The organism is Curtobacterium sp. MCSS17_015 (genome assembly GCF_003234265.2).
In the GTDB taxonomy this organism is placed as follows: Bacteria; Actinomycetota; Actinomycetes; order Actinomycetales; family Microbacteriaceae; genus Curtobacterium.
The window spans coordinates 51,536-72,253 of the sequence record NZ_CP126256.1 but is presented as its reverse complement, the minus strand read 5'-3'; the positions used below and the strand labels follow the sequence as shown (position 1 = coordinate 72,253).

Here is a 20,718-nt window from a genome sequence, read left to right as displayed (position 1 = left end):
GGGAAGTCGGCAAGAACACCGACCGTCCTGTCCCCTTGCCCGGGGCACCGCGTCAGTGGTAGCGGTGGTCCTGGATCGTCATCCGCGGCCCGAACGCCGGCTTCCGGAAGCCCGAACCCGAGATGAGTCGCACGACCCGCTCCCGGTGCCCCCGCCACGGTTCGAGCAGTTCGAGCATCCCGTCGTCGTCCACCGGCCCGCCCGTGAGGGCCCACCCGACGAGGGCGGGCACGTGGTAGTCCCCGACGCTCGGCGAGTCCGGGTCCCCATGCGCCCGCTGCGCGGTCTCGGCAGCGGTCCACGGTCCGACGCCGGGGATGGACTGCAGCCGACTCGCGACGAGTTCCCCGCCGCGGCCGAGCGTCAGCGTCCGTTCGAGTGCGGGCGCGACCTTCACGACCCGCATCACCGTGGCCGAGCGCCCGGGCTCGATGCCGGCCTTGTGCCACTCCCAGCTCGGGATCCGCGACCAGGTGTCGGCGTCCGGCGGGACGACCATGCCCTCGGGAGCCGGGCCGGGCGCGGGGGTGCCGAATCGTCGGACGAGGTACCGCCACGCGCGCCAGGCCTGCCGCGAGGTCACCTTCTGCTCCATGATCGCGGGCACGAGCATCGCGACGACGGTGTTCGTCCGGAGGAGCCGTAACCCCGGCTGGCGGTGTCGCGCCTGCTCGAGGAAGGCATGCGCGGAAACGTCGAGCTCCGACCAGTCGTCACCGCGGCCGACGAGGTCCGGGCCGTGCGACACCGCCCACGTAGCCCCGGCACCCCACGCGCTGATCGCCACGGCGTCGCCGACGGCCCGCACGAGGACGGAGGCAGGCCCCTCCGGGGTCCGCAACGCGAGCCAGACGTCGGACCCGACCACCCGGTGCGCCGGGTCGCCGGAGCCGCGCGAGAGGGGCCGCAGCGTCGCGATCACGTCCACCGGTCCTCCCGGCCGGTAGACGGTGTCGACGCGACGCAGGTCGACGAGCGGGTCGCGGTCCTGCTCGGCGTCGCCGGTCGACACCGCAGCGGATCGGACGGAAGCCATGCAGGGATCGTAAGCGTCGGCACGGACACCGGTGACCGTCGCGGGCGGCATCACCGGCGGTCGTCCACAACCGCCGGTCACAGCATGGCGATCCCGGAGCCGCGTCCGCCATGATGAGGGGGTCCACCGAACCCGACATCGGAAGTCCTCTCCATGCGCATCGGCATCCTCACCTCCGGCGGCGACTGCCCCGGTCTCAACGCGGTCATCCGGGCCATCGTGCTCAAGGGCATCGCGATCCACGGCCACGAGTTCGTCGGCTTCCGCGACGGCTGGCGGGGTGTGGTCGAGGGCGACATCGTGCCGCTCGGGCGCAAGGACATCCAGGGCATCGCGAAGCAGGGTGGGACGATCCTCGGCACGAGCCGGACGAACCCCTTCGAGGGCCCGCACGGCGGCGTCGAGAACATCACCGCGACGCTGGAGCGGCACGGCATCGACGCCATCGTCGCGATCGGCGGCGAGGGGACGCTGGCCGCTGCGAAGCGCCTGACCGACGCGGGCCTGAAGATCGTCGGCGTCCCGAAGACGGTCGACAACGACCTCGGTGCCACGGACTACACGTTCGGCTTCGACACGGCGGTGGCGATCGCGACCGAGGCGATGGACCGCCTCCGCACGACCGGTGAATCCCACTCGCGCTGCATGGTCGCCGAGGTCATGGGCCGCCACGTCGGTTGGATCGCCCTCCACTCGGGCATGGCAGCGGGTGCGCACGCGATCCTCATCCCGGAGCAGAAGACCTCGCTCGCACAGATCGCCGAGTGGGTCCAGGCCGCCTACGACCGCGGCCGGGCACCCCTCGTCGTCGTCGCAGAGGGCTTCGTCCCCGACCACGAGGACACCGCCCACACCGAGCGCGGCCTCGACGCGTTCGGTCGACCCCGGCTGGGCGGCATCGGCGAGCGCCTCGCCCCGCTCATCGAGGAGATGACGGGCATCGAGACCCGCGCGACGACCCTGGGGCACATCCAGCGTGGCGGCACCCCCACGGCCTACGACCGGGTGCTCTCCACCCGGCTCGGCCTGGCGGCGATCGACGCCGTCGTCGAGGAGCGCTGGGGCCGGATGGTCGCCCTCAAGGGCACCGAGATCGTGCACGTCTCCTTCGAGGACGCGCTCGGCGAGCTGAAGACCGTGCCGCAGGACCGGTACGACGAAGCCGCCATCATGTTCGGCTGAGCGCGGATGGTCGAGGGCGGCTGCGCCCGCCGCGCCCGGCCGGGAGGCCCGGGGTAGCGTCGCGCCCATGACCCGCGCCGTCCTCGTGTCCCGTTCCGCCGCTCCCACCGTCACCGACGTCGACCTGCCTGCGCCCGGCGATCGGGAGGCCCTGGTCACCGTCGCGCGGTCGAGCGTCAACTACAAGGACGGACTGGCCGTCGCCGGCGACCCCGGCGTCGTGCGGACCGACCCGCTCGTGCCCGGCATCGACGTGGTCGGCGCCGTCGCCGCGGTCGGACCGAACGTGCAGGACGCGGCGGTCGGCGATCGCGTGGTCCTCACCGGCGCGGGTGCGGGCGAGTCCCGGCACGGCGGATGGGCGGAGCAGTGCGTGGTCCCGGTGGACGCGCTCGTGTCGCTGCCGGACGCGATCGACGACGACCTGGCGGCAGCGATCGGCACGGCCGGGTTCACCGCGATGCTCAGCGTCCTGGCGCTCGAGCGCGGAGTCGCCCCCGAGGACGGGCCGGTCCTGGTGACCGGGGCTTCGGGCGGGGTCGGCACGGTGGCGATCGCCCTGCTCGCGGCCCGGGGGTACCGGGTGACCGCGTCGACCGGGCGACCGGAGAACGACGAATCGCTCCGGGCCCTCGGCGCGGCGGACGTCGTCGACCGTTCGCAGTTCGCCGAGCCGGGCAAGCCGATGCAGCGCGCGGTGTGGGCCGGCGCGGTCGACAGTGTCGGCGGTGCGACCCTCGCGAACGTCCTCGCGGCGACGCAGTACGGCGGCGCGGTCACGGCGTGCGGGTTGGCGCAGGACACCGCGCTGCCGACGACGGTGCTGCCGTTCATCCTCCGCGGGGTGTCCCTGCTCGGCATCGACTCGGTCGCGGCGCCGCTCGACCTGCGACAGCGGGCCTGGGCGCGGCTCGCGACGGACCTCGACCCGGCGCTGCTCCGGGCGGTGACCCGCACGGTCAGCCTCGCCGAGGCGATCGAGGTCGGCGCGGAGGTCGTCGCCGGACGGGTGCACGGGCGAACGGTGGTCGACGTCACGCGGTGATCCGGGCCTCCCGGCCGGCAGGGCCGGCAGTGCCGACAGGGCTACGTCTGCCAGCACCCGGGCGGACACGGGCGGCGGCGCCGACTCCCGCTCCTGTGCCCGCTCCTTAGCAAGCGTTTGCACAATGTCACGTTAGGATTTGAGTACCGAACACCTTCATGGAGGAGACCCGGATGCCGGTACCCAAGTCGACCGTCGAGAACTCGCCCCGGAAGCTCCTCCGCGACGTCGTCCTCGAGAAGATGCTCGCCGCCATCCAGGACGGCACCCTGCAGGCCGGGGAGCGCCTCAACGACGACGAGCTCGTCGCCTGGCTCGGGGTGAGTCGCACCCCCATCCGCGAGGCGATCGCCAAGCTCGTCGACTACGGCCTGGTCGAGATGGAGGCGAACCGCTACACCCGCGTCGCCTCCCCCACCGCCGAGCAGTACGACGACGCCTTCCAGATGCTGTTCGGCATCGGTGAGCTCGCCGCCCGCTGGTCGTTCCCCCGCTTCGAGGACGCCGACGTCAAGGCGTTCGGGAAGCTCCTCGACGACATGCGCGCGCACGCCGAGGCCGAGGACCGCGCCCTCAACGACGACATCGACGAGGCGATCGCGTTCATGGTCGCCAAGTCCGGCAACGACCTGCTCGTGAAGACGAGCGAGTCCCTGCTCAACCGCGCGAAGTTCGTCCGCATCGGCGAGCCGGAGTTCGTCTTCTGGGACGTCGCGCAGGCCCTCGACGGCTTCCGTGCCGCGGCGAAGGGCCGGGACGGCGAAGCCGGTGGTGCCCTCGTCCGCGGACTCGGCCGCGCGATGGCCGAGCACCTCGCCACGGCACGGGCGGCGAAGGCCGCAGAGGCCTGATCCGACGACGACCGGTCGGCCCCGCTGACGACCAGGACGGCCCCGCCACCCCCTGGCCGGGCCGTCCTGCGTGTTGCGCGAGGATGGAGACGTGACCGACGTCCTCCTCCGCGCCTCCGGCCTCCGCGTCACCCGCAGCGGGCGCGACCTGCTCCACGACGTGGACCTCACCGTCCGCAGCGGGGAGCACTGGGCACTGCTCGGGTCGAACGGTGCCGGCAAGTCGACCCTGCTCGCGGTCCTCGGTGCCACCGGACACCCGACGGCCGGACACGTCGAGGTGCTCGGCCGGCAGCTCGGCCGCGTCGACGTCCGCGAACTCCGCGAGCACATCGGGCACGTCGACCCTCGACACCGGATGCTGTCACCGCTGACCGTCCTCGAGACCGTGCTGACCGGGCGCACGGGGACGACCGACCTCATGACGCGGTGGGAGCCGACCGCGGCCGACGTCGCACGAGCCGAGCAGCACGTCGCCGACGTCGGACTCACCGCGCGCCGGGACGCCCGCTGGCCGGTGCTGTCCCAGGGTGAACGGGGACGTGCGCTCATCGCCCGGGCGCTGATGTCCGACCCGCGGCTGCTGCTGCTCGACGAACCCGCGACGGGGCTCGACGTCGCCGCGCGTGAGCACCTGCTCGAGACCGTCGACGCGCTGCGCATCCGACAGCCGGGGCTCGGCAGTGTGATGGTCACCCACCACCTGGAGGACCTACCGGCCTCGACCTCGCACGCGATGCTCCTGCGGGACGGGGGCGTCGTGGCGCAGGGGCCGGCGGACGAGGTCATCACCTCGGCGCTGGTGTCGGCCGCGTTCGACTTCCCGCTCGCCGTCGAGCGGAGCGGTGGGCGCTGGCACGCGCGCCGCGCGGACTAGGCTGCGGGGCCTCCCGGCTGGCCCGGACGCGATCGTCGCGCGGCCGCGAGACGCCCCCCGTCAGCGAACGACGCAGCCTCCATCGCCAGACGCTGCCGAACACGGCGGCGTCCCGCGCACTCGGCGGCACCGCGGGCAGACGCCGGTGTCGCGGGCAGACGCAGGCGTCTCGCGCTCGCCACAGACGAACGGACGGGAGGCGCGGCCCCGTTCGGACCCCCGCCTCCCGTCCGCCGTCCGGCTACTCCGTCGCGGCAGCCGCCGCCTTCGCGGCAGCCGGCAGCGCGTCGAGGATCTGCGACACCGCGCGCTCGTCGTGTGCGGCGGTGAGGAACCACGCCTCGTACACGCTCGGCGGCAGGGTCACCCCGGAGTCGAGCATGCTGTGGAAGAACGCCGCGTACCGGAACGCCTCCTGCGCGCGGACGTCGTCGTAGTTCCGCGGCGGAGTGTCCAGGAACGCGAACGAGAACAGGTTCCCGGCGTACTGCACAGTGTGCGCGACACCCTCGGCCGACAGCGCCTCGCTCGTGGCCCGGGAGATCACGTCCGCCGTGCGGTCGAGGTGCGCGTACACCTCTGGGGTCGCGGCCCGGAGCGTGGCGATGCCCGCGGCGACCGCGAGCGGGTTCCCGGACAGCGTACCCGCCTGGTACACGGGGCCGAGCGGGGCGAGGAAGTCCATGACCTCACGCCGACCACCGAGCGCGGCGAGCGGCATGCCACCGCCGATGACCTTGCCGTACGTGACGAGGTCGGGCTTCCACCCCGTCCCGTCGGGCACGGTGCCGTCGGCCTCGAGCCCCCACCAGCCGGCCGGCCCGACACGGAAGCCGGTCAGGACCTCGTCGACGATGAGCAGTGCGCCGTGCGACTGCGTGGTCTGCGCCAGCGCCCGGTTGAACCCGCGCTCCGGGGCGAGGACGCCCATGTTCGCGGGGGCGCCCTCGACGATCACGGCAGCGATGCGCTCCGAGTGCTCGTCGAAGGCGCGGCGCACGGCGTCCAGGTCGTTGTACGGCAGCACCAGCGTCTGCGCGGCGGTCTCGGCGGTGATGCCCGCACTGCCGGGGAGCGCCAGCGTGGCCACACCCGAGCCGGCCTCGGCCAGGAGCGAGTCCGAGTGCCCGTGGTAGTGCCCGGCGAACTTCACGAGCAGGTCCCGGCCGGTGTAGCCGCGGGCCAGGCGGATGGCGGTCATCGTGGCCTCGGTGCCGGTCGACACCATGCGGATCTTCTCGATGGGGCCGTCGCCGTCCACCTGCACCCGCTGCTTGACCAGCTCGGCCAGTTCGGTCTCGCCCGGGGTGGAGGCCCCGAAGGACAGCCCGCGGGCCGCCGCCTGCTGCACGGCCTCGACCGTGCCGGGGTGTGCATGCCCGAGGATCGCCGGGCCCCAGGACGCGACGAGGTCGACGTACTCGCGGCCCTCGGCGTCGGTGACGGTGGCGCCCTTCGCGGACACCAGGAAGCGCGGGGTCCCGCCGACCGACCCGTAGGCACGGACCGGGGAGTTCACCCCGCCCGGGATGCTGTTCTTCGCACGACCGAACAGTTGGTCGTTCGTGGTCGTCGTCGAGGTCATTCGGGGGCCTTCCCGGTCGGGGCGATGCCGGCGACGTCCGCGGAGCTGCCCGAGGTGCGCAGTCCCGCTTCGTCGTTGAGCTTGCGGGCGATGTCGACCGCGAAGTAGGTGAGGATCGCGTCGGCACCGGCGCGCTTGATGCCGATGAGGGCCTCCATGGCGGCGGCGTCCCGGTCGATCCAGCCGTTCTGGGCGGCGGCGGTGATCATCGCGTACTCGCCGGAGATCTGGTACGCCCAGACGGGCACGGTCGACACGTCGGCGGTGCGGGCGAGCACGTCGAGGTAGCTCATTGCGGGCTTGACCATGACGATGTCGGCGCCCTCGGCGATGTCCTGCTCGACCTCGCGGAGGCCTTCACGCCCGTTCCCGGAGTCGAGCTGGTACGTGCGGCGGTCGCCCTGCAGCGTGCTCGCGACGGCCTCGCGGAAGGGCCCGTAGAACGCCGACGCGTACTTCGCCGCGTACGCCAGGAGCGCCGTGCCGGAGTGCCCGGCCAGGTCCAGGGCATCACGGGCGGCGGCGATCTGGCCGTCCATCATCCCGCTCAGGCAGACGAGTTCTGCGCCGGCCTCGGCCTGCGCGACGGCCATGTCCCGGTATCGGAGCAGCGTGGCGTCGTTGTCGACCGACCCGTCGGCGGCGAGGACACCGCAGTGGCCGTGGTCGGTGAACTCGTCGAGGCACAGGTCGGACTGCACGACGAGGGCGTCGCCGACCTCCTCCTTCGCCACCCTGATCGCGACGTTGAGGATGCCGTCCGGATCGGTGGCGCCGGACCCCTGCCCGTCCTTGTGCCGCGGGACGCCGAACAGGTTCACCCCGCCGATCCCGACCGAGGCGGCCTCGTTCAGCGCGCGGCGGAACGAGTCGAGGGAGTGCTGCTGGACCCCGGGCATGCTCGTGATGTCGATCGCGTCGGTGGCGCCTTCGCGGATGAACATCGGCAGCACGAGCTCGGCGGGGTGGAGCCGGGTCTCGGCGACGAGCCGACGCATCGCGGGGGTGGCGCGCAGTCGGCGGGGGCGGACCTGGGGGAAGCGTCCAGTCACGGGTGACCTTCCTGATCGGGGTGGGGTGGGAGGGTCTCGACCACGGCGTCGAGGAGGGCTTCGGCGGACCGGTCGGCTGCGACGACGTGCACGGGCAGTCCGGCGGTGCGGGCCTCGTCCGCAGTGCCGGGGCCGATGCAGGCGATCCGGGTGCGGGGGTCGAGGGGGGAGAGTCGACGAGCGACTTCGCGGGCGACGCTGCCGCTCGTCACGAGCACGACGTCCGGTACCGGGTCGGTCGGGATCGGCTCGTCGCCGGTCCTGACGGTACGGTACGCGACCACGTCCTCCACGTCGATGCCCCGGGCACGCAGACCGTCGACGAGCGTCGGGGCGGCGAGGTCCGAGCGCGGGTGCAGGACGAGTCGGGCGTCCGCCGGGAGTGCCCGCACGAGTCCGGCTGCGGAGTGGTCGTCCGGCACGAGGTCGACGGTCCACCCGACGGAGCGGGCAGCGCGGGCGGTCGCCTCGCCGACGGCGGCGAGGCGGAGCCCGGACGGGAGGCCCGGCATGCGTTCCGCGAGGACCCGCACGGTGGTCGCACTGGTCACCACGAGCCAGTCGTCGCTCGCTCGGCCGTCACCCGTGCCGTCGAGGTGCGACGACTCGCCGCGTGCGGGTCGTCGAGGTTCCACGATGTCGGAACCCGACGCCTCGAGGTTCCGGAATTCCGGAACCGGGGAGGGGCGGCCGGCCGCGAGCCGCGCGACCATCCGGTCGAGGGGACCGGCGTCGAGCGGCGGCGCGTCGGTGACGAGCGGGACGATGCGCGGGTCGAGCCCGCGTGCCCGAGCCGCCGCGGCGACCCGTGCTCCCCACGCGCCGCCGCGCGGGACGACGACCACGGGCCGGTGCCCGGTCGTGTCGTCCCGCGTGGTGTCCGTGGTGATCGTCGCCCTACTCGGTCGCGGTGGCGGACGTGTCGGACGGTCCCTCGGTGCCGGGGGTGTCGAGGCCGGGGCCGACGGTGTGCTCGGCGTCGTGCTCGGCCGAGTCGGACCCGGCGGAGCTCGACAGGTCGGCCAGCTCGGCGGCGCCGTTCTCGAGGAGCTCGGCGGCGACCCGGTCGGCGACGGCCAGGGCCTCGTCGAGGCGGTCCTGCGCGGATCCGTCGAGCACGGCCGCGTGGGACGCCGTCCGGTACTCGGAGCCGTCGGGACGGTAAACCGTCGCCGAGACGAGGAGCATCTCGGCGTCGACGACCGCGGTGGCACCGATCGGGGCGGAGCAGCCGGCCTCGAGCTTCGCGAGCACCTCACGCTCGGCGGTGACGGTCAGACGGGTCGGGGCGTGCTCGATCTTCCGCAGCGCGGCGAGCAGGTTCCGGTCGTCCTCGTCGGCACGGATCTCGACGGCGAGGGCCCCCTGACCGGGAGCGCTCGGCCAGAAGCCCAGGTCGAGCAGCTCGGTCGCGGCGTCGAGCCGGCCGATCCGTCCGAGTCCGGCCGCGGCGAGCACGACGGCGTCGAGGTCGTCCTCGACACGGGCGAGCCGGGTGTCGATGTTGCCGCGGATGTCCACGACGTCGAGGTCGGGCCGGTCCGCCTTGAGCTGTGCCACGCGGCGGGGTGATCCGGTGCCGACCTTGGCTCCTTCGGGCAGGGTCTCGACCGTCGCGCCGTTCCGCGCGACGAGGACGTCACGGGCGTCAGCACGCTTCGGCACCGCGCCGATGGTCAGGCCCGGGTACGGCGCGGTCGGCAGGTCCTTGAGCGAGTGCACGAGGACGTCGACCTCGTTCGCCACGAGCGCCTCGCGCAGGGCCGACGCGAACACGCCGGTCCCGCCGAGGGACGCCAGGGAGGCCCGGTTCGTGTCGCCCTCGCTCGTCACCGTGACGAGTTCGACCGGTCGGCCGGACGCCTTCGCCAGTCGGTCGGCGATGTCCTGCGACTGGGCGACCGCCAGGCGGCTGGCTCGGGTGCCGAGGCGGATCGGAGTCGGCCCGTCGGTCACGGGGCGACGCCGGCGGCGGCGGGCTTGAACCCCGCTCGCACGTTCTCGCAGCACCCCGGACGGCACACGTCGTACCAGGGGCCGATGTCGGTCATGTGCGGGCGCTCGACCTTCGGCGTGCCGTTGACGCGCTCGAGCACCAGGTCGACGAGCCCGGACACGTAGGCCGGGTCGACGCCGGGCGTCTGCGTGCGGAGCGACCAGAAGCCGAGCTCACCGGCGGTCTCGGTGGCTTCCTCGTCGAGGTCCCACATGACCTCCATGTGGTCGCTCACGAAGCCGAGCGGCACGATGAGGACGGCGCGGGTCGGTCCGCCCTTGAGGTCCTCGTTCATGTAGTCGTTGATGTCGGGCTCGAGCCACGGCTGCGACGGGGGGCCGGAGCGGGACTGGTAGACGAGCTTCCAGGCGGGCTTCGACGTACCCTGCAGGTGCGCGTGCTCGGGCTGCTCGAGCAGCTCCGCCCAGGCCTGGTCGAGGACGACCTCGCCGACGGCGAGGTGCTGCGCCTCGTACGCCCCGTGCTCGTCGAAGCCGCGGTAGTCGGGGCCGGACCGGGCGGCGTCGGTCGACGGGATCGAGTGCGTGGAGAACAGCACCTGCAGCTCGGTCGCGACGTCGAGGCCGTCGTTCTCGGCGATCGCGCGGGCCATGCCGTCGCGGACCCCGTCGATGAACGGTCGGACGAAGCCGGGGTGGTCGAAGAACTGCCGGATCTTGTCGATCTGGATCGTGTCGATCAGGCCGGTCTCGTTCAGCACGCGGGCGTAGTCCTCGCGGTACTGGCGGCAGCTGGAGAACGACGAGTACGCGCTCGTGGCGATCGCGATGAGCTTGTTGTAGCCCTTGTCGGCCGCCTCGGTGAACGCCTCTTCCAGGTAGGGCTCCCAGTTGCGGTTGCCCCAGAGGACGGGCATGTCGATGCCCCGAGAGGTGAGCTCACCCTCGAGCGCGGCCTTGAGCGCACGGTTCTGGGCGTTGATCGGGCTGACCCCGCCGAAGTGGCGGTAGTGGTGCGCGACTTCTTCGAGACGCTCGTCCGGGATCCCGCGGCCACGGGTGACGTTGCGGAGGAACGGGATGACGTCGTCCTGGCCCTCGGGCCCGCCGAAGCCGGCGAGCAGGATCGCGTCGTACGCGGTCGGGGTCTCGACGTGCTCCGGGCCGGACGCGGCCGCCGGGGTGGCGGCGAGGACCTGGCCGTTCGTGATCATGCTGGTGTCGGTCATGACAGCACCTCCGGGAGTTCGGCGGTCGTCACGCGACGACCCGTGTAGAAGGGCACTTCTTCGCGGACGTGCATGCGGGCCTCGGTGTAACGGAGGTCGCGCATGAGGTCGACCAGGTCGACCAGGTCCGGGCTCTCGAGGGGCAGGATCCACTCGTAGTCGCCGAGCGCGAAGGAGGCGATGGTGTTCGTCAGGACGCGGCGGTACTTCGCGCCGGCGATGCCGTGGTCGCGGAGCATCCCCGAGCGCTCCTCTTCCGGCAGCAGGTACCACTCGTAGGAGCGCACGAAGGGGTACACCGTGATCCAGGCTTCCGGGTCCTTGCCACGGAGGAACGCCGGCGTGTGCCGCTTGTTGAACTCGGCTTCGCGGTGCATGGCCATCGCGTGCCAGACCGGCTCGGCGTCCTGGAACAGGGCCGTGCGGCGGATCTCGCGGAGGACCGCCTGGATCGCTTGCGCGTCGTCACCGTGCAGCCAGATCATGACGTCCGCATCGGCCCGGAAGCCGGAGACGTCGTAGAAGCCGCGGATGGTGACCCCGCGCTCGGCACCGGCAGCCACGACGGCGTCGAGCTCGGCGACCGAGTCGTCACCACCGCGCTCCACGGCGCCGACGGGACGGCGGAAGACCGCCCAGAGGGCGTAGGCGGTGAGCAGGTTCGGGTCGATCCCGGAGGCCGGGTCCGTCTCGTGCGCTGCGGTGGTTGCTGGGGTGGGCACGTCAGTGCTCATGGATCGGTCGTCCTCCACGTCTGCCGGGGGTGTGGTTCGCCGGCCCCCTTCGCCGAGCGGGCGTCCGGGACGATCGTCCACCGCGGCTCGCGAGGGCTCGCCGCGTGTGGATCACCGCCGTCGGAGCGCCGCTACGACGATACCCCCGACCACTGCCACTCCCGCTGCGAGCCCGGCCAGGTACGGCACCGGGTTCTCGTCGAGGCCGCGCTTGACCTTCGACGCCGCGAAGCCGAGCTGCTTCGGGACGTTGAGCTTGTCCTCGATGGCGTCGAGCGTGTCGAACAGCTGGGCACGGGTGGCGGCGACACGGTCGGCGATCGCGCCGTGCTCGTCCTGGGGGTCGGTCACTGGTCCTCCGGTGGAGTCGTGGGGATGACGGGGGTCAGAACCGGCCGTCGACGTCCGGCTTGCGCGAGGCGCGCTGCGTCTCCGGGGTCGGCTTGCGGCCGAGGCCCTTCACCGCGTTGACGTCGTTCTTGACGCTGGCGATCGTGCGCTTCGGCGTGACCGGCAGGCCCTTCTTGAGCCGCTTCCAGCCGATGAGCCCGAGAACCGCGGCGACGATGAGCATCAGCACCGCGAGGAGCAGCGCCGCCAGCCACGCCGGCATCACGGTCGCGAGTCCCATCACCGCTGCGGTGAGGAGCACGCCGATCGCGTAGAGGACGATGACGAGCGCGGCGACGAGGATGCCGGCGGCGACCGCGAAGACCTTCGCCTTGCCGATCATCTCGGCCTTGAGGAGGGCGATCTCCCCCTGCACCAGGTCCTTGACGAGGTCGGGGACGTCCTTCACGAGGCCGAACAGCGACCGCGACTTCCGGTCGCGTGTGTCGGTCATGAGATCTGCGAGCCCTTGTCGGCCGACGCCTTCGAGCTCACCTTGCGGACGACCTTCTTGGTCTGCTCACCGATGAAGTCGGCGACGTCGGGCGTGCGGTCCTGCACGAAGCCCTCGACGTCGTGGACGCTCTTCTGGACGCCGTTGCTGTTCCAGATCTTGCCGCTGACGGTCTTGATCTGCTCGTACCGCGCCCGACCGGCTCGCGATCCCAGGACGTACCCGAGTGCTGCGCCGGCGACGAACAGGAGCTTTCCTCGCATGAGCGATTCCTCCGTTGGGTCAGTGTGCTTGGTGATGCACCGTGTGTGGGTCATGCACCGATCGGCATGTGTCCGACGGTTCCCCCAACAGTAGCCCTCGGCGGGTCCGCGGTCCGCTCAGGAATCCAGGATGCGTCCAGCGGCGGCACGGGCCGCGGTCACGATGCCGGACAACCCCCGGCCGGAGGACGCCTCGCCGATCCCGACCACACCGTCCGCCAGTCCGGCGGCCTCGGCGTCCGGTCCGTGCCAGCGGACACGCGCGGCTCCGACGACGTGCTCGGGCCCGACGGGCAGCCCGAGCAACGCGGTCGCGTCCGTCGTCGCCCGCGCGCTCACCGGACCGGCCGGGTCGACCGGGAGGCTCGTGGCCACATCGTCCGCGTCCGTCGCGTCGGCAGCGCCGGTCGTCGACCCCGAGCCCGCCGGGGGCAGGGCGTAGCTGAGTCGCAGCACGTGCCTCCCGGCCGCACGTTCCGCTAGCCACGGCCACTTCACCGTCGCGTGCGTGAGCGCCTTGGCGGCCACGCCCGTCGCGGCGGGGTGGACGAGCATCCCGGTGCCGCGCGGGGCGTCGTCGAGTTCGGGCCGGTCCACGACCAGGGTGACGAGTTCGATGCCGGACCGCCGCGGGGCCGCCGTCCGGGCCGGGTCGGCGACGGTCGCGAACACGTGGTCCGCGGTCAGGCGCTCGGTCCGGCCGTCCGCCGAGGCCGTCTCCACCGCGGCCCGCTCGACCCGGGTGGCACGGGTGTGCAGCCGGACGTCGACCCGGTAGGTGTCGAGGTCGGCGACGAGTTCGTCCACCAACCGGGCGATCCCGCCGCGGAGACCCTGCACGGCGGACCCGGCCACGGCACGCTTGCGGAGGGCGAGCACCGCGCGGGCGAGCGACCCCTCACGCTGCAGGGCGGCACGCAGCCCGGGCGCCACACGGTCGGGGTCGAGGTCGTCCGGATGCGTCGAGTGCACGCCCGCGACCACCGGCACCACGAGGTCGTCGAGGACCGTCGCGCCCATCCGACTCCGGACCATCGCGCCGAGCGAGCTCGCCCGCGCCCCGATCGGCGAGGGCAGCAGCGCGTCCATCTGCGCGCGGAGGGCGCCCGCGCCGCCGACCACCGCGATGACGTCCGCCGCCATCGGGGTCCCCGGGATCCCGAGCAGGCCGGTCGAGGGGATCGGGGCGGTCCGGCCATCACGGGTCATCAACCACGCTCCCCGTGGGTCCGGCGAGACGATGTCGTTGCCGAGGCCGAGCTCGACGGCGAGCGAGGACACGGCGTCCGTCCGGGTCGCGAACGAGTCCGCCGCCATGTCGAGGTCGAGGCCCGCGACCGTGTGCCGACGGATCATCCCGCCGAGCACGCCGGAGGCCTCGAGGAGCACGACGTGCGCGCCGCCCTTCGCGAGGTCACGCGCGGCGACCAGCCCGGCGACGCCGCCGCCGACCACGACGACGTCGGTCATGCCGCGGCGCTCCCGCCCGGGTCGGTCCGGGTCTGGTCGGCCTGCGTCCCGTCGCCGAGCGAGTGCACGAGCTCGACCACGCGGGTGAGCACGGTCGGGTCGGTCTCCGGCGGCACCCCGTGCCCGAGGTTGACGACGTGCGCCCGGGCGGCTCCACCGCGACGGACGACGTCGCGGACGTGGACCTCGAGGACGTCCCACGGGGCCGAGAGCATCGCGGGGTCGATGTTGCCCTGCAGCGTCACGTCGCCGCCGACGCGCTGCACGGCCTCGTCCAGGGGCAGACGCCAGTCCACACCGACCGCGTCGACGGCGCCGTCCCGACCGCCGTCGTGGCCGCCGACCGCGGCCATGTCAGCGAGCACCTCGCCGCTGCCGACACCGAAGTGGATCCGGGGGACGCCGAGGTCGGTCACGTGGGACAGTGCCCGTGCCGAGTGCGGGGCGACCCGGGACACGTAGTCCGCACGCGACAGCGATCCCACCCACGAGTCGAACAGCTGCGCGGCCGAGGCACCCGCGAGCACCTGCGCACGGAGGAACGCCCCCGACACGTCGGCGGCCCAGTCGAGCAGGCGCGACCACGTCTCCGGCTCGGCGTGCATCAACGTCCGGGCACGGATGTGGTCCTTCGACGGGCCGCCCTCGACCAGGTACGCGGCGAGGGTGAACGGCGCACCCGCGAAGCCGATCAGGGGCGTGCTGCCGAGCTCCGCGACCGTCCGCGCGACGGCCTCGGTGATCGGGGCGAGGGCCTCCGGCTCGAGGGAGCGCAGGGCGTCGACGTCCGCCGCCGACCGCACCGGCGACGCGAGGACCGGACCGCGACCGGGGACGATCTCGACGTCCACACCCGCGAGCTTGATCGGCACGACGATGTCGCTGAAGAAGATGCCGGCGTCGACCCCGTGCCGACGGACCGGCTGCAGGGTGATCTCCGACGCCAGGGCCGGGTCGAGGCACGCGTCGAGCATCGCCGTCCCGACGCGGAGCTCCCGGTACTCCGGCAACGACCGTCCGGCCTGCCGCATGAACCACACCGGCAGCGTCTCCGGCCGGTCCCCGCGGAGGGCGCGGACGAGCCTGGAGCCCGCGGTGCGGCCGTCGGCGAGCGGATGGGTGGTCGGGAGCGCGTCGGTCACCGGATGATTCTCGCACCGCGAACAGGACGGCTCCCCGACCCGGTGCTCGGGACGCCGGGGTTACCATTGAACACGTGCTCATCTGTCTCACGGCGTCGCATCGCAACGCCAGCTTCGACCTCCTGGAGCGTCTGAGCATCGGAGCACCCGCGGCCGCCAGCCGCCTCGTCACGGACTCGGACGTCCTCGACGGCGCCGTGGTCCTCGCCACGTGCAACCGGTTCGAGGCCTACCTCGACATCGCCGGTGATGACGACGCCGCCGTCCGTGCCACGGTGGAGGCCGTCTCGGCAGCGAGCGAACTGCAGGCGGACGAGGTCCTCGACTCCGTGCAGGTCCTGGGTGGCGGGGACGTCGTGCAGCACCTCTTCGCCGTGTCGAGCGGGCTCGAGTCCGTCGTCGTCGGCGAGACCGAGATCTCCGGGCAGGTCCGGCGGGCGCTCGAGGACGCCCGCCGCAACGGCACCACCACCTCGGACCTCGAGCGGCTCTTCCAGGAGGCCGCGCACACCTCACGCGGCGTCAAGACCCGCACCCGCATCGGTGCCGCCGGGCGGTCGCTCGTCCGCCTCGGACTCGAGCTCGCGTCCTCGCGCATCACCGACTGGGCCGGCACGCGCGTGCTGCTCGTCGGCACCGGCAGCTACGCCGCCACCACCATCGCCGCCCTGCGTGACCGCGGAGCCGAGCACATCCAGGTCTTCTCACCGTCCGGCCGGGCGCCGTGGTTCGCCGCGAAGCACGACCTCGTCGCCGCCACCGACCTGCGCACCGCGATCGGCACGAGCGACGTCGTCATCACCTGCACGTCGAGCGAGGTGCCCGTCGTGGAGGCATGCGACCTCGACGACGGTGCCCGCCGCATCGTGATCGACCTCGGCCTCCCCCGCAACGTGCATCCCGACGCCGCCGACGTCGACGGCGTCGAACTGCTCGACCTCGAGACGATCAGCATCCACGCCCCGATCGCCGAACTGAACGCCGAGACCGAAGCGCGCGCCATCGTCGACGACGCCGTCTCCCGCTTCCGCGCACAGGCCCTCGAGCAGTCGACGACCCCCGCGCTCGTCGCCCTCCGCAAGCACGTGTTCGACATCCTCGACGACGAGATCGACCGCGTGAAGCGTCGCGGCGACACCACCCCGGAGTCCGCCGAGCAGACCGAACGTGCACTCCGACACCTCGTCGGCGTGCTCCTGCACCGGCCCTCCGTGCGCGCCCGCGAGCTCGGTCGTGCCGGACGCGGCGACGACTTCACCGGGGCCCTGGACGCCCTCTTCGGGGTCCGCCCCGAGCCCGCCGCGGACGTGCCGTCCGCCGTCGTGCCCCTGGCCGAACGGGCCGCGCGCGTGCGCGACGACGAGGCGGACGCGAGCTGACCGGCTCGGCCGGTCCGGGCCTCCCGGCCGGCGGTCCCGTCCTGGACGTCAGCGCACTCCTGCTCGTCCGCGACCGACGTGTGCTCATGGTCCGGGCCCGAGGGCGCGACGTGCTCTACCTGCCGGGCGGCAAGGTCGAGCCCGGGGAGAGCGCCGTCGACGCGGCCGTCCGCGAGGCGTTCGAGGAGACCGGGCTGCGCCTCGGCGCAGCCGACGTCGACGAGTTCGCCACCGTGACCGAGCCGGCCCACGGGCAGGCGCCGGGCACGGTCGTCGCGATGACCCTGTTCCTGGCCCGGCCGGGAGGCGCGCTCGACACGGCCACGCCCGTCCCCTCGGCCGAGGTCGACGAGGTGGAGTGGGTCACCTCCGCCGACGCCGGGCGCTGCCCGCCGGCCGGGGTGGAGACGCTCCGCCTGCTGACGCAGGCCGACCTCGTCGATTGAGGCCGGCCCGCCTCGCTGTCACCGGTCGCGGTCGGTGTACTCGCCAGCCGTCTCGGGACCACCGGGCTCGACGTCGCCGGGGATGTCCGACTCGACGTACTCACCCTGCTCACCCGCGGACTCGGGGCGCCGTTCCCCGGGGATGTCGCTCGACACGAACTCGCCGACCGGCTCGTCGTCGGTGACGCGGTGCTCGCCGGGGATCTCGCTGTCCACGAACTCCCCCGCACGCTCGTCCACGCCGTCCGCGCGGTCCTCGTCGCCGCGTGCTGCCTCGTGCTTGCCTGCTGCCATCGGTCTGTCCTTCCGTGTCCGCACGTCGTCGTCGACGTGCCCGCTGCCGATCCTGCCCGATCCGGCTGTGCGACGGTGCGTTCGTGGGAGGACGTGCGCGGTGCACCTCGTGGCGACGAGGTGCGACGTGTCGGACCGGGCGGCCGGCCGGGCCCGTCGACATGCCGGACGGGACGAGGTGCCGGGCCGGGACGCGCGGTGCTCAGCGCTCGGCGGGGGCGTGCACGACCTCGAGCACCTCGGTCCCCATGGTGCGCAGGGCGTCGACGACCGCGAGGCGACGCTGCAACGAGTCGTCCTCGAACCGGACCGTGACCGCGTAGCAGACCGACGACGCCGGCCCGCGGAGCACCCCGGCCTCCGCGCGGACGCCCGGTCCGGAACCGGTGACGGCGACGGACTGCAGGCCGTGGTCGAGCGCCCGGTGTGCGAGCGGGTCGAGCCCGAACGACCCCGCGACGAGCGACATGTCGGCGGCGAGCGACGACCAGCCGAGCACGCGGTTCGACACCGCCTCGTCGACGACCTCACCGAGCGCGAGTCCCCGGAACAGCCAGCTCAGTTCCCCCGCGCTGGCGACCGACACGTCCGGGGCGTCGTCCGGCCCGCGGCGGTCACGCACCCGGTCGATGAGGGCGGTCCGTTCGATCCCGAGTGACTCCGCCCGGGACCGCACGGCGTCGATCCCGACCGTGGTGAGCAGCGCGTTCGTCGCCCAGGCGTCCGCGGTGGCTCCGACCAGGGTCGCCAGGTCCGACACCTGCATGGTCGGCTCCTGCAGGAACTGCCACAGGCCGGCCCCGGTCGCGGTGTCGCGGGCCATCCGCTGGAGCCGGTCACCGTGCAGGCGACCGTCCTCGAGCTGCGCCGCGACCTCGATGAGGAGCAGCACCCGCCCGAGGCTCGCCACGGGCTGCACGAGGCGGTCGTCGATCGCGAGCAGCGCCCGCCCGGTGGACGTGTCGATGATCGACGCGCTCACCCCGGCGCCGTCCACCGCGATCGCGCCGAGCGCCTCGGTCGTCGCCGTGAAGCGCTCGTCCGCGCCTCCCCGGTGCTTCCCCCGACTGCGGCCGCCACCACCGGCACGGCCCCCGCCCGCGGAGCCGCTCCCGGCAGCACCGCCGTCGGGGTGACCGCCGTCGCCGGGACGTCCGGGGCGGCGCCGGCGCGACGAGTGCGGCGCGTCCGGCTCCACCATCACCAGATGGCGACGCGCTCGGCCGGAGCCAGGTACATCGCGTCGCTGTCCGAGACGGCGAAGGTGTCGTAGAACACGTCGATGTTGCGCACGATCTGGTTGCAGCGGAACTCGTTCGGCGAGTGCGGGTCGATGCTGAGCAGGCGCTCGGCCTCCTCCGGACGGATCGCCATCCGCCAGGCCTGCGCCCAGCTGAGGAAGAAGCGCTCGGCACCGGTCAGACCGTCGATGACGGGAGGCTCGGCGCCGTCGAGCGAGATCAGGTACGCCTTCCACGCGATCGAGAGCCCGCCGAGGTCACCGATGTTCTCGCCGATCGTCAGCGCACCGTTGACGTGGCCGTCCGGCACCTCGGTCGGCACGAGCGCGTCGTACTGCGCGATGAGGGCCTTCGTCCGCTGTTCGAACGCCTGGCGGTCGGCCTCGGTCCACCAGTTCTGCAGGCGGCCGTCACCGTCGTACTGCGAACCCTGGTCGTCGAAGCCGTGCCCGATCTCGTGCCCGATGACCGCGCCGATCGCGCCGTAGTTGGCCGCGGCGTCGCGGGTCGCCTCGAAGAACGGGAACTGCAGGATCGCCGCGGGGAACACGATCTCGTTGAAGCCCGGGTTGTAGTACGCGTTGATCGTCTGCGGGGTCATGAACCACTCGTCGCGGTCGATCGGCTTCCCGATCTTGCCGAGCTCGCGGTCGACCTGGAACGACGCGATGGCCCGGACGTTGGCGAGCAGGTCGTCCGGTCGGATGGGCAGGGCGCTGTAGTCGCGCCACTTCACCGGGTAGCCGATCTTCGGCGTGAACTTGTCGAGCTTGTCGAGCGCGCGGGCACGGGTCTCGTCGGTCATCCACTCGAGTCCGGTGATGCTCTGCCGGTAGGCCTCGACCAGGTTCGCGACGAGGTCGTCCATCGTCGCCTTCGAGGTCTCGTCGAAGTGCTCCTCGACGTAGATGCGACCGACCGCTTCGCCCATGGCACCCTCGACGAGCGAGACACCGCGCTTCCAGCGGTCACGCTGCTTCGGCGCACCCGTCAGCGCGGTGCCGTAGAACGAGAAGCTCGTCGCCGAGAACGCACTGGTGAGGTACGGGGCGGAGGCCCGGATCACCTGCCAGCAGAGCCAGTCCTTCCAGACGGGCAGCGGCTGCTCGCGGAAGAGCTGCGCGAGACCCGTCAGGAACGACGGCTGTCGGACCACGACGGTGTCGAAGGCCCCGGCGGGCGCGGCGATCGCGTCCCACCAGATGCGGAGGTCGACGCCCTCGGCGAGCGCCGACACCTCGTCCCACGGCAGCTTGTTGTAGGTCTTCTGGCTGTCGCGCGTGGCGACGTTGTCCCAGTGCGCCGAGGCGATGGCCGTCTCGAGCGCGATGACGTGCTCGGTCCGGTCGCCGCTCTCGTCGTAGCCGGCCAGGGGGAACATCGAGCCGACGAACTCGCGGTACTTCTCGCGGATGTCGGCGAACCGGTCCTCGCGGTAGTACGACTCGTCGGGCAGGCCGAGACCGGACTGCTCGAGGAACACGATGTAGGCGTCCGGGTCGCCCGGGTCGTTGTCCACGAAGAGCTGGATGAAGCTCGGCAGCCCGAGCCGCTCGAAGCGACCGACCATGCGGAGCACGTCGTTCTTGTCCTCGATCGCGGCGATGTCGGCCAGGAGCGGCTCGATCGGCCCGGAGCCCGCGGACTCGAGGGCGACCTCGTCGGTGAACGACGTGAAGAGGTCGCCGACCTTCCGCTGTTCGGTGCCCGGCTCGGCGTGCTGCGCGCGCTCGATGATCGTGCGCACGGCCGCTTCGGCCTCTTCCGCCAGGACGGTGAAGGACCCGTACCGGGCCTTGTCGTCCGGGATCGGGGTGTCGGCGATCCACCTGCCGTTGACGTGCCGGTAGAGGTCGTCCTGCGGCCGCACCGACTCGTCGAGTTCGTCGGTGCGGATTCCGGTGGTGCCTGCGACGTCGGTCATGGTCTCCACGATAGCCACCGGTCCCCGGTCCGCCACCCGGTCCCGTCGTCGAACAGGAGGTCGTGGCCCTGCCGCAGGCCGCCGTCGTCGTCGACCCGAGAACCCAGCCGAACCCGGTCGGCCGATCTCGAACGCCAGGCCGTCCTCAACAGGGCCGTCGCCAGCGCC

The 20,718-nt window shown here is 72.7% G+C and carries 21 protein-coding genes; 6 read left to right on the top strand and 15 right to left on the bottom strand.

Annotation, left to right across the window (positions count from 1 at the left end; genetic code table 11):
- Positions 1-52: 52 nt before the first annotated feature.
- Positions 53-1,036, bottom strand: coding sequence for a DNA-3-methyladenine glycosylase family protein (locus DEJ18_RS00345; RefSeq protein ID WP_258376854.1), 984 nt, complete (start codon positions 1,034-1,036; stop codon positions 53-55).
- Positions 1,037-1,189: 153 nt separating this feature from the next.
- On the opposite strand from DEJ18_RS00345, the gene DEJ18_RS00340 reads away from it, so the two are divergent.
- The 4 genes from DEJ18_RS00340 (at position 1,190) to DEJ18_RS00325 (ending at position 4,991) form a co-directional block, all read left to right on the top strand.
- Positions 1,190-2,218: a 6-phosphofructokinase gene (locus DEJ18_RS00340; protein ID WP_111209802.1), complete on the top strand. Its 1,029-nt coding sequence runs from the start codon at positions 1,190-1,192 to the stop codon at positions 2,216-2,218.
- A 67-nt stretch (positions 2,219-2,285) separates the two neighbouring features.
- Positions 2,286-3,263, top strand: a complete 978-nt coding sequence (locus DEJ18_RS00335; protein ID WP_111209803.1) for an MDR family oxidoreductase — start codon at positions 2,286-2,288, stop codon at positions 3,261-3,263.
- 173 nt (positions 3,264-3,436) lie between these two features.
- Positions 3,437-4,114: a GntR family transcriptional regulator gene (locus DEJ18_RS00330; protein WP_111210117.1), complete on the top strand. Its 678-nt coding sequence runs from the start codon at positions 3,437-3,439 to the stop codon at positions 4,112-4,114.
- Between the two features lie 91 nt (positions 4,115-4,205).
- Positions 4,206-4,991 carry an ABC transporter ATP-binding protein gene (locus DEJ18_RS00325; protein ID WP_111209804.1) on the top strand — a complete coding sequence of 262 codons (786 nt, stop codon included), beginning with the start codon at positions 4,206-4,208 and terminating at the stop codon, positions 4,989-4,991.
- Positions 4,992-5,232: 241 nt separating this feature from the next.
- On the opposite strand, the gene hemL is transcribed toward DEJ18_RS00325, so the two are convergent.
- The 11 genes from hemL to hemE all read right to left on the bottom strand — a co-directional run bounded on the left by hemL (position 5,233) and on the right by hemE (position 15,266).
- On the bottom strand, positions 5,233-6,576 hold the full coding sequence (gene hemL, locus DEJ18_RS00320) for a glutamate-1-semialdehyde 2,1-aminomutase (RefSeq protein ID WP_111209805.1): 1,344 nt from the start codon (positions 6,574-6,576) through the stop codon (positions 5,233-5,235).
- Positions 6,573-7,628, bottom strand: coding sequence for a porphobilinogen synthase (gene hemB, locus DEJ18_RS00315; RefSeq protein ID WP_111209806.1), 1,056 nt, complete (start codon positions 7,626-7,628; stop codon positions 6,573-6,575). Before hemB ends, hemL begins: the two co-directional genes overlap by 4 nt.
- The gene (locus DEJ18_RS00310) at positions 7,625-8,473 is read right to left on the bottom strand and encodes a uroporphyrinogen-III synthase (protein ID WP_111209807.1); all 849 of its coding nucleotides are present in this window, start codon (positions 8,471-8,473) and stop codon (positions 7,625-7,627) included. The genes hemB and DEJ18_RS00310 overlap by 4 nt, the downstream gene beginning before the upstream one ends.
- Before the next feature lie 52 nt (positions 8,474-8,525).
- Positions 8,526-9,584, bottom strand: coding sequence for a hydroxymethylbilane synthase (hemC, locus tag DEJ18_RS00305; RefSeq protein ID WP_111209808.1), 1,059 nt, complete (start codon positions 9,582-9,584; stop codon positions 8,526-8,528).
- Positions 9,581-10,813 carry a ferrochelatase gene (locus tag DEJ18_RS00300; protein WP_111209809.1) on the bottom strand — a complete coding sequence of 411 codons (1,233 nt, stop codon included), beginning with the start codon at positions 10,811-10,813 and terminating at the stop codon, positions 9,581-9,583. The genes hemC and DEJ18_RS00300 overlap by 4 nt, the downstream gene beginning before the upstream one ends.
- A complete protein-coding gene (hemQ, locus tag DEJ18_RS00295; protein ID WP_111209810.1) occupies positions 10,810-11,547 on the bottom strand; it encodes a hydrogen peroxide-dependent heme synthase in 738 nt (245 codons plus the stop codon). The genes DEJ18_RS00300 and hemQ overlap by 4 nt, the downstream gene beginning before the upstream one ends.
- Positions 11,548-11,658: 111 nt before the next feature.
- Positions 11,659-11,898, bottom strand: coding sequence for a DUF3618 domain-containing protein (locus DEJ18_RS00290; RefSeq protein WP_258376855.1), 240 nt, complete (start codon positions 11,896-11,898; stop codon positions 11,659-11,661).
- Positions 11,899-11,932: 34 nt separating this feature from the next.
- A complete protein-coding gene (locus DEJ18_RS00285) occupies positions 11,933-12,391 on the bottom strand; it encodes a phage holin family protein (protein ID WP_111082741.1) in 459 nt (152 codons plus the stop codon).
- The gene (locus DEJ18_RS00280; protein ID WP_111082742.1) at positions 12,388-12,654 is read right to left on the bottom strand and encodes a hypothetical protein; all 267 of its coding nucleotides are present in this window, start codon (positions 12,652-12,654) and stop codon (positions 12,388-12,390) included. Before DEJ18_RS00280 ends, DEJ18_RS00285 begins: the two co-directional genes overlap by 4 nt.
- Positions 12,655-12,771: 117 nt before the next feature.
- A complete protein-coding gene (locus DEJ18_RS00275; RefSeq protein ID WP_111209811.1) occupies positions 12,772-14,124 on the bottom strand; it encodes a protoporphyrinogen/coproporphyrinogen oxidase in 1,353 nt (450 codons plus the stop codon).
- Positions 14,121-15,266: a uroporphyrinogen decarboxylase gene (gene hemE / locus DEJ18_RS00270; protein WP_111209812.1), complete on the bottom strand. Its 1,146-nt coding sequence runs from the start codon at positions 15,264-15,266 to the stop codon at positions 14,121-14,123. Before hemE ends, DEJ18_RS00275 begins: the two co-directional genes overlap by 4 nt.
- 74 nt (positions 15,267-15,340) lie before the next feature.
- Here hemE and DEJ18_RS00265 point away from each other — a divergent pair, with 74 nt between their 5' ends.
- On the top strand, positions 15,341-16,645 hold the full coding sequence (locus DEJ18_RS00265) for a glutamyl-tRNA reductase (RefSeq protein ID WP_111082745.1): 1,305 nt from the start codon (positions 15,341-15,343) through the stop codon (positions 16,643-16,645).
- Complete coding sequence (locus tag DEJ18_RS00260; protein ID WP_284178639.1) at positions 16,642-17,091, top strand: NUDIX hydrolase; 450 nt, start codon at positions 16,642-16,644, stop codon at positions 17,089-17,091. Before DEJ18_RS00265 ends, DEJ18_RS00260 begins: the two co-directional genes overlap by 4 nt.
- A gap of 18 nt (positions 17,092-17,109) precedes the next feature.
- Here DEJ18_RS00260 and DEJ18_RS00255 read toward each other — a convergent pair whose 3' ends face one another.
- The 3 genes from DEJ18_RS00255 to DEJ18_RS00245 form a co-directional block, all read right to left on the bottom strand.
- Positions 17,110-17,385: a hypothetical protein gene (locus DEJ18_RS00255; RefSeq protein ID WP_111209814.1), complete on the bottom strand. Its 276-nt coding sequence runs from the start codon at positions 17,383-17,385 to the stop codon at positions 17,110-17,112.
- Between the two features lie 202 nt (positions 17,386-17,587).
- A complete protein-coding gene (locus DEJ18_RS00250) occupies positions 17,588-18,586 on the bottom strand; it encodes a serine hydrolase (RefSeq protein ID WP_111082747.1) in 999 nt (332 codons plus the stop codon).
- The gene (locus DEJ18_RS00245; RefSeq protein ID WP_111082748.1) at positions 18,586-20,550 is read right to left on the bottom strand and encodes a M13 family metallopeptidase; all 1,965 of its coding nucleotides are present in this window, start codon (positions 20,548-20,550) and stop codon (positions 18,586-18,588) included. The genes DEJ18_RS00250 and DEJ18_RS00245 overlap by 1 nt, the downstream gene beginning before the upstream one ends.
- Between the last annotated feature and the right edge of the window lie 168 nt (positions 20,551-20,718).

Coding starts and splice junctions, on each gene's coding strand:
- DEJ18_RS00345 (WP_258376854.1), bottom strand. CDS start 1,036: ATGGCTTCCGTCCGATCCGCTGCGGTGTCGACCGGCGACGCCGAGCAG.
- DEJ18_RS00340 (WP_111209802.1), top strand. CDS start 1,190: ATGCGCATCGGCATCCTCACCTCCGGCGGCGACTGCCCCGGTCTCAAC.
- DEJ18_RS00335 (WP_111209803.1), top strand. CDS start 2,286: ATGACCCGCGCCGTCCTCGTGTCCCGTTCCGCCGCTCCCACCGTCACC.
- DEJ18_RS00330 (WP_111210117.1), top strand. CDS start 3,437: ATGCCGGTACCCAAGTCGACCGTCGAGAACTCGCCCCGGAAGCTCCTC.
- hemL (WP_111209805.1), bottom strand. CDS start 6,576: ATGACCTCGACGACGACCACGAACGACCAACTGTTCGGTCGTGCGAAG.
- DEJ18_RS00300 (WP_111209809.1), bottom strand. CDS start 10,813: ATGACCGACACCAGCATGATCACGAACGGCCAGGTCCTCGCCGCCACC.
- hemQ (WP_111209810.1), bottom strand. CDS start 11,547: ATGAGCACTGACGTGCCCACCCCAGCAACCACCGCAGCGCACGAGACG.
- DEJ18_RS00285 (WP_111082741.1), bottom strand. CDS start 12,391: ATGACCGACACACGCGACCGGAAGTCGCGGTCGCTGTTCGGCCTCGTG.
- DEJ18_RS00280 (WP_111082742.1), bottom strand. CDS start 12,654: ATGCGAGGAAAGCTCCTGTTCGTCGCCGGCGCAGCACTCGGGTACGTC.
- DEJ18_RS00275 (WP_111209811.1), bottom strand. CDS start 14,124: ATGACCGACGTCGTCGTGGTCGGCGGCGGCGTCGCCGGGCTGGTCGCC.
- DEJ18_RS00255 (WP_111209814.1), bottom strand. CDS start 17,385: ATGGCAGCAGGCAAGCACGAGGCAGCACGCGGCGACGAGGACCGCGCG.
- DEJ18_RS00250 (WP_111082747.1), bottom strand. CDS start 18,586: ATGGTGGAGCCGGACGCGCCGCACTCGTCGCGCCGGCGCCGCCCCGGA.
- DEJ18_RS00245 (WP_111082748.1), bottom strand. CDS start 20,550: ATGACCGACGTCGCAGGCACCACCGGAATCCGCACCGACGAACTCGAC.